The sequence below is a fragment of the Comamonas trifloxystrobinivorans genome (genome assembly GCF_043359985.1).
GTDB lineage: Bacteria > Pseudomonadota > Gammaproteobacteria > Burkholderiales > Burkholderiaceae_C > Comamonas > Comamonas trifloxystrobinivorans.
Map to the genome: position 1 here is coordinate 242,837 of NZ_JBHZGV010000011.1, position 7,291 is coordinate 250,127.

The following is a 7,291-nucleotide window of genomic DNA, read 5'->3' on the forward strand; positions in this document are numbered from 1 at the left end:
AAGCATCGGATCAAGCCCTGCAAGCGCTCCCGCAATTAATGGCAGCCCGCATGGCGCTTTACTGATGCGATTTACCTGCTTTTATCTTCTGCTTTTGCCATGAACTCCACCACCGCCAGCGCTGCACCTGCTGCCACGCCCGCGCCACAAGGCTTTTTGCTGCCCATCGTGGGCGGCGCCGCTTTGGCCCACCTGCTCAACGACATGATCCAGGCCATGCTGCCGGCGATCTTTCCCATGCTCAAAACCAGCTTTGCGCTGAGCTTTGGCCAGATCGGCGTGATCGCGCTGGTCTACCAGGTTACCGCCTCGCTGTTGCAACCCTGGATCGGTCTGTACACCGACAAACACCCCAAGCCCTACCTGCTGCCCGCAGGCATGGTGATGTCGCTGATCGGCATCGCCCTGCTCGCCACCGCCCACAGCTACGCCATGTTGCTGCTGGCCGCTGCGGTGGTGGGCATTGGCTCGGCCACCTTCCACCCCGAGGCTTCGCGCATTGCACGCCTGGCTTCCGGCGGCCGCTTTGGTACGGCGCAATCCACTTTCCAGGTGGGCGGCAACACGGGCACGGCGATTGGCCCACTGCTGACCGCAGCGATTGTTATTCCATTTGGCCAAGGCGCTGTCGCCTGGTTCATGCTGGTGGCGCTGGCTGCCATTTTTGTGCTTTACCGCCTGACCGTCTGGGTGCTGCACAACGGCAGCGCCAAGGCCAAAAGCCTGGCCAAAAGCCATGCGCCCGGCCTGAGCCGCGCTGGCGTGGTGCAGGCGGTGGTGGTGATCTGCGTGCTGATGTTTGCCAAGTTCGTCTACATCGCCTCGTTCACCAACTATTTCACCTTCTACCTGATCGAGCGCTTTGGCCTGAGCGTGCAGAGCAGCCAGATGTTTCTGTTCATCTTTCTGGCCGCGGTGGCGGCGGGCACTTTTGCCGGCGGCCCGGTGGGCGACCGCATCGGGCGCAAGGCTGTCATCTGGATCTCTTTCCTGGGCGTGGCGCCCTTCGCGCTGGCGTTGCCGCATGTGGGGCTGGTGGGCACGGCCATTCTCGCCATCATCATCGGCTTGGTCATGTCTTCTGCCTTTGCGGCGCTGGTGGTTTACGCGCAAGAGGCCGTGCCCGGCCGCGTGGGCATGGTCTCGGGCCTGATGTTCGGGCTCATGTTCGGCATTGGCGGTATTGGCGCAGCCGGCCTGGGCGAGCTGGCCGACCGGCACGGCATCGTCTGGGTCTACCAGCTGGTGGCTTTCCTGCCCCTGCTCGGCCTGGCTACCGCGTTTTTGCCGAATACGCGGCGGGCGGCTTGAGCGTTCGGCGTGCTTTGCTAGCTCAGCGAACAGAAGCGGTCTTGGCCTGCTCGATGCAATAAGCCAAAGTATGGCGCTGCTGGCCTGCGGCATTGAAGTTGCCCGGCTCCAACCAATGCTCGTAGGCTTGCAAGAGCGCTGGAACCTCGCTGTCGATGATCGAGTACCAGGAGGTATCGCGGTTGCGCCCGCGGGTGACGATGGCCTGGCGGAAGATGCCCTCGAAGCTGAAGCCGTAGCGCAAGGCCGCCGTGCGCGATGGCTGGTTGAGCGAATCGCACTTCCACTCCAAGCGCCGGTAGCCCAGATCGCCAAACACGTGGCGCAGCAACACGGCCATGGCGTCGGTCGAAATGCGGGTGCGCTGCATGCGCGGCGAATAGGTCACGCTGCCCACTTCGATCACGCCATTGTTCGGGTCTATGCGCATCAGCGCTAACGTGCCCACCGCCTTGCCGCTGGCCAGGTCGATCACCGCGTAATGCATGGGATCGGCCAGCGGCACCAGCGAGGCCAGGTAGGCGCGGTAATCGTCCAGGTTATGGAAAGGGCCGGCGTACAGATAGGTCCAATGGCGCAGATCAGGGGCGGTCTGAAAAGCCTCGAACAGCTCGGCCGCGTGGCGCTCCACGTCAATGCGCTCCAGCCGACAATAACGCCCCGACAAAGACGCAGCGCCAGGGCGCCGGGCCGCTTGCCAGTCGGGCAAAGCAGCGCCTATGGGCTGCTGGAATTCATTCAATCTCTGGGTCATGACAACACCCGGCCGCAGGCCGGCTTGCTTGAAAGCGCCGAGCATAAGCCCAAGGCGGGCTTGCCACTGAGCTGCATTTAACAGCGCACGCCGCCAACAAGCCCCGCCAACCCACTGCCCACTTTATGCAGCAACGCAGCAAAGCCGCCCATCTGCCGAATTCGCACCAAATTGGTGCGAATTAAAGAATTTTCATCAACAAGGAAAAACCGAAAAAAGACAAACAATGCCTCCATTTTGACGAGATTTGGCAGCTTTTGATGACACCCATCACTAGGCGGCACGTTATGCACAAAACGTTAAGCGGTATGCATAACTTGAATCCATAATAAAGCCCGATGCCCTGGCCCGAGTGCGCAACCGCAGACCTCTGGCGCAGGGCATTGCCACGTCTGCAGCCGCTGTGCTGGCCGCAACTGGCCTTTTGTTTTGTCCATCAGAAAGCTGACCCATGCGTCAAGAACACGACTTTATCGGCATCAAAACCATCCCTCCCGACGCGTACTGGGGCGTTCACTCTGCCCGTGCGGTGGAGAACTTCCCCATTACCGGACACTCGGTCGCGCAAATGCCCGAGCTGATCCGCGCCTTTGCCTTTGTCAAAAAAGCCGCCGCGCAAGCCAACCTTGAGTTTGGCGCCATCAACCTGAAACAAGCCACCGCCATCGCCCATGCCTGCGACGAGCTGATCGCCGGCCAGCTGCACGAGCAGTTTGTGGTCGACGTGATCCAAGGCGGCGCTGGCACCTCCACGAACATGAACGCCAATGAGGTGATCGCCAACCGTGCCCTTGAGCACCTGGGATTGCCCAAAGGCAGCTACGACGTGATCCACCCCAACGACCACGTCAACGCCTCGCAAAGCACCAACGACGCCTACCCCACCGCCGTCAAGCTCGCCACCTACGCTGGCATCCAGAAGCTGCTGACCGCCCTGGCCGCGTTGCGCACTGCGTTTGAGGCCAAAGCCGGCGAATTTGCCCACATCCTGAAAATCGGCCGCACACAACTCCAAGACGCCGTGCCGATGACCTTGGGCCAGGAATTTGCCGCCTTCGCCGCGATGATTGCCGACGACGAAAAGCGCCTGCGCGAATCGGCCTACCTGATGTGCGAAGTGAACATGGGCGGCACCGCCATCGGCACCGGCATCAACGCCCCCGTGGGCTATACCGATGCCGTGGTCAAAGCCTTGGCAGAGATTTCTGGCGTGCCCGTGGTCAAGGCGGGTGACCTGATTGCCGCCACCGGCGACACCGGCGCTTTTGCCGACATATCCGGCATTCTCAAGCGCATTGCGGTCAAGCTCTCCAAGATCAGCAACGACCTGCGCCTGCTCTCGTCCGGCCCGCAAGCCGGTGTGGGCGACATCAAGCTGCCAGCGCGCCAGGCGGGCTCGTCTATCATGCCGGGCAAGGTCAACCCGGTGATCCCCGAGGTGATGAACCAGGTCTGCTTTGAAGTGATCGGCAACGACGCCGCCATCACCATGGCCGTGGAAGCCGGACAACTGCAGCTCAACGCCTTTGAGCCGCTGATGGCCTGGGCCCTGCACAAGAGCCTGAGCCACCTGAGCAGCGCCTGCCAAACGCTGCAAGTCAACTGCGTTGAAGGCATTGTGGCCAACCAGGGTCTGCTGGACGAGCGCATCGCCGCATCGGTGACGCTGGTGACCGCGCTCAACCCGCTGATCGGCTACGAAAAAGCCGCCCAGATCGCCAAGACCGCCATCGCCAACGGCAAGCAGATTGCCGTGGTGGCCGAAGAGCTGGGCATCATGAGCGCGGCCGATATGAAAAAACTCCTGGTCGCCGACAAGCTGACCCAGGCCGGCGCGCTGACCTCCGTCTGAGCGCTTTGCCAACGGCTTCTGCCGTGCTGCAGCAGCACGGCAGAACGGCCCGGAACGGCTGGCGCGCAGTGCTTTCTATGCGCTGCCGCCAGCTGCTTTTTTCTGCAAAAACGCCTGCATGTGGTGCTGAGGTTCACCGGTCTTGAAAGCTGCGCCAAACTCGGCAATGCTGTCGTCCACCGCCGCATCCAGGCCCATGCCTTCCCAGCGGCGCAACAAGCGCTTTTGCTGGCGCAATACCTCCGGGCCAATCTCGGCCAATCCGGCAGCCACTTGCGCAATGCGGGCATCGAGCTGGTCTGGCGGCACGCATTCGTTGATCAAGCCCCATTCGCAGGCCTGCTTGGCAGGAATGTTCTCCCCGGTCAGCAGCAACCAGGCTGCTCGTGTGGTGCCAATCTGTGCTGGCATCAGCGCTGCGTGGATCACTGAGGGGATGCCCACTTTCACCTCGGGCATGCCCACCACCGCGTTGTCGGCAGCAATGCGCAGATCGCCAGCCATGGCCAGCTCCAGGCCACCGCCCAGCGTGTGCCCTTCCAGGCGCACGATCACCGGCACCGGGAAATGGCGCACCGTATTGCACAGGTCGCGCAGCGCACTGATAAAGACGCGGCCCGTGCTGGCGTTCAAAGTGGCCAGCTCTTTGATATCGGCCCCCGCCACAAAAGCGCGCGAACCCGAACCGCGCAACACCAGGCAGTGCAGCTCGGGGTTCTCGGCCAGCTCGTTCAAAGCCTCAATCAACCCGTGGATGACGGGCGTGCTCAACACGTTCAGCACACCAGCGTCGCTGATGCTCAGCACCGCCGTGGTTGGCGTGGGGTAGGAAATTTGCGAATACATGCGGACCCTCGGCTCAGAGTTTGTCAAAGCGAATGTCCTGGATCAGCTTGGCCCAGGCCTGGTTGGAGCGCTCTACCGTGGCGCGGAACTGCTGCGGCGTCTGAAAGTCGACCAGCGCACCTTGCTGCTCGATGGTTTTGACCAGCTCCGGGTTCTGCAGAGCACGCTTGGCCGCGTCGCTGAGCTTGGCCAGAATCGCCGCATCCAAACCGGCGGGTGCACCCAGGCCGTACCAGGACATGTCGTTCATCGGCTTGAGCCCCACTTCCGCGTAAGTGGGTACATCCGGCAAACTGGCCAAGCGCTTGGGGCTGGAGACCGCCAGCGGCCGCAGCTGTTTGCCCGCGATCAGACCACCCGAGGAAGGCATGTTGTCAAACACCACATCGATCTGGTCAGCCATCAAATCGTTGAGCGCCGGCCCCAGCCCTTTGTAAGGCACATGGGTGATCTGCGTGTTGGTACTGGCACCAAACAAGGCGCCGCTCAAATGGCTCAGGCCGCCGTTGCCGGAAGAGCCATAGTTCAGCTTGCCCGGCGCTTTTTTGGCGGCATCGATCACGTCTTGCGCCTTCTGGTAGCTGGAGGCCACGTTCACCACCATCACGCCCGGCACGTTGGCGATATTGGTGATGGGCGTGAAGTCTTTCACCGGATCGTAAGCAGGCTTGGCGTACACGTTGGGGTTCACCGCGTGCGAGCTCTCCACCATCATCACCAAGGTGTAGCCATCAGCAGGCTGCTTGGATGCAAACTGCGAGCCCGTGCTGCCGCCGGCACCGGGTTTGTTCTCTACCACCACCGATTGGCCCAGCGCCTCGCCCAGGTAGCGCGCCATCACGCGGCCAATCACATCGGTAGCGCCGCCCACCGCGTACGGAACAATCAGCCGCACCGGACGCTCGGGGTAGCTGGCAGCGCCAGCCGCATGCGCCATGGGAACGGCGCTCAGACACAAGGCCAGGGCCAGCAGGTTTTTCAGGGGTTTCATTTTTATCTCCTTTTTCAAATCAAAGACGCACCGCCGCTGTCAATCAAGGGTTGGGACAGCAGATGGGCCCAGCACCGGCGGCGGCACCACGCTCGCGCCGGCACTGGCTGGCACCATGGGGTTGCGCACCAGCTTGAACTCGCCCAGCTGCGGGTGCTGCACCGTTTGCAGCATTTGCCGGTGCACCACCTGCGGGTGCTGAAACACCTGCTCCAAGCTGTTGATGCTGCCCCAGGAAATGCCCTGGGCATCCAGCGCGCTACCCAACTTGGCTACCGGCCAGGCTTGCAGCGCCGCACGCAGCAAAGGCCGCAGTTGCCGCATATGGGTCAGCCGCCCGGCGTTGGTCGCAAACTGCGCATCCAGGTGCCACTGCGTCTGCATCAGCGTGCAGAAGGCGGCAAATTGCGTGTCGTTGCCAATGGCCAAAATGATGTAGCCGTCGGCACACCTGAACACCTCGTAAGGCGCCAGATTGGGGTGGGTATTGCCAATGCGCTCGGGGTTTTCGCCCGACACCAGAAAGTTGGCCGCCTGGTTGGCATTCATGGCCACCGCCACGTCCAGCAAGGCAATGTCCAGGTGCTGCCCCCGGCCCGTGCGGCCGCGCTGCAGCAAGGCGGCCAGTACTGCGCTGGTGGCGTACATGCCGGTCATCAAATCAACCACCGCCACGCCCGTGCGCAAAGGCCCGGCACCGGCCTCGCCATCGGCAATGCCGGTATAGCTCATCAAGCCGCCCATGCCTTGGAAAATGTAGTCATAGCCCGGCTTGTGCGCATACGGCCCGCTCTGGCCAAAGCCCGTCACCGACAGGTAAACCAGCCCGGGGTTGAGCCGGGCCAGCGTCTCGTAATCCAGGCCGTATTTCGCCAGCGTGCCGGCCTTGTAGTTCTCTACCAGCACATCGGCATCTTGAATCTGGCGCAGCAGCCATTCGCGTTCAGCCGCCTGCGCAAAATCCAGCGTGACCGAGTGCTTGCCCCGGTTGCAGGAGAGAAAGTACGCCGCCACCTTTTCGCCGCTAGCCGCTTGCACAAACGGCGGCCCCCAGGCGCGCGTGTCGTCTCCTTTGATCGGCCGCTCCACCTTCAACACCCGCGCCCCCAGATCGGCCAGGTTCTGCGTACACCACGGCCCCGCCAGAATGCGCGACAAATCCACCACCCGCACGCCTTCGAGTGCATCAACCAGCATTGCTTGTCTCCAAAAACATGCTGGCTATTCTTGGCGCCTGGCCCCATGGGGTCAATTGGCCATTTTTGCAGCCCTGCTTCGTGGATTTTGCAAGCCGACTATGCGGGCTGGCTGCCATGGAAATAGCCGCTCACGCATTGGCGGTCTCTGCGCAAGCGGCCTTGAAGATCGTGCCGTCAGTTGGATGCAGGCCGTCCCTCATGCTTGGCCGAGCCCCCAAGCTCAGCAACCAGCAAGAGAAGCCAAATGGCACAGCTCCCGCAGGCTGTTGGCTGTTGGCTGTTGGCTGTTGGCTGTTGGCTGTTGGCTGTTGGCTGTTGGCTGTTGGCTGTTGGCTGTT

At 62.2% G+C, this 7,291-nt stretch carries 6 protein-coding genes; 2 read left to right on the plus strand and 4 right to left on the minus strand.

All coding sequences use genetic code 11. From position 1 onward, the window contains the following. The first annotated feature begins 99 nt into the window (after window positions 1–99). Window positions 100–1,311: an MFS transporter gene (locus ACFIQF_RS15455; protein ID WP_393944173.1), complete on the plus strand. Its 1,212-nt coding sequence runs from the start codon at window positions 100–102 to the stop codon at window positions 1,309–1,311. Between the two features lie 22 nt (window positions 1,312–1,333). Here the strand turns inward: ACFIQF_RS15455 and ACFIQF_RS15460 are convergent, their stop codons facing one another. Beyond that, window positions 1,334–2,065, minus strand: a complete 732-nt coding sequence (locus ACFIQF_RS15460; RefSeq protein ID WP_393944175.1) for a GNAT family N-acetyltransferase — start codon at window positions 2,063–2,065, stop codon at window positions 1,334–1,336. A gap of 451 nt (window positions 2,066–2,516) precedes the next feature. Here ACFIQF_RS15460 and ACFIQF_RS15465 point away from each other — a divergent pair, with 451 nt between their 5' ends. Next, entirely contained in the window at window positions 2,517–3,917 is a 1,401-nt protein-coding gene (locus ACFIQF_RS15465; RefSeq protein ID WP_393944177.1) for an aspartate ammonia-lyase, read from the plus strand. Between the two features lie 75 nt (window positions 3,918–3,992). Here ACFIQF_RS15465 and ACFIQF_RS15470 read toward each other — a convergent pair whose 3' ends face one another. From ACFIQF_RS15470 to ACFIQF_RS15480, 3 genes are read right to left on the minus strand one after another with little or no spacing between them, the layout of a single operon-like run. Beyond that, on the minus strand, window positions 3,993–4,763 hold the full coding sequence (locus ACFIQF_RS15470) for an enoyl-CoA hydratase (RefSeq protein ID WP_393944179.1): 771 nt from the start codon (window positions 4,761–4,763) through the stop codon (window positions 3,993–3,995). 13 nt (window positions 4,764–4,776) lie between these two features. Next, window positions 4,777–5,754 (minus strand): Bug family tripartite tricarboxylate transporter substrate binding protein, encoded by a 978-nt coding sequence (locus ACFIQF_RS15475; protein WP_393944180.1) that lies wholly within the window; start codon window positions 5,752–5,754, stop codon window positions 4,777–4,779. Window positions 5,755–5,793: 39 nt separating this feature from the next. Next, a complete protein-coding gene (locus ACFIQF_RS15480) occupies window positions 5,794–6,951 on the minus strand; it encodes a CaiB/BaiF CoA transferase family protein (RefSeq protein ID WP_393944182.1) in 1,158 nt (385 codons plus the stop codon). Window positions 6,952–7,291 lie beyond the last annotated feature (340 nt).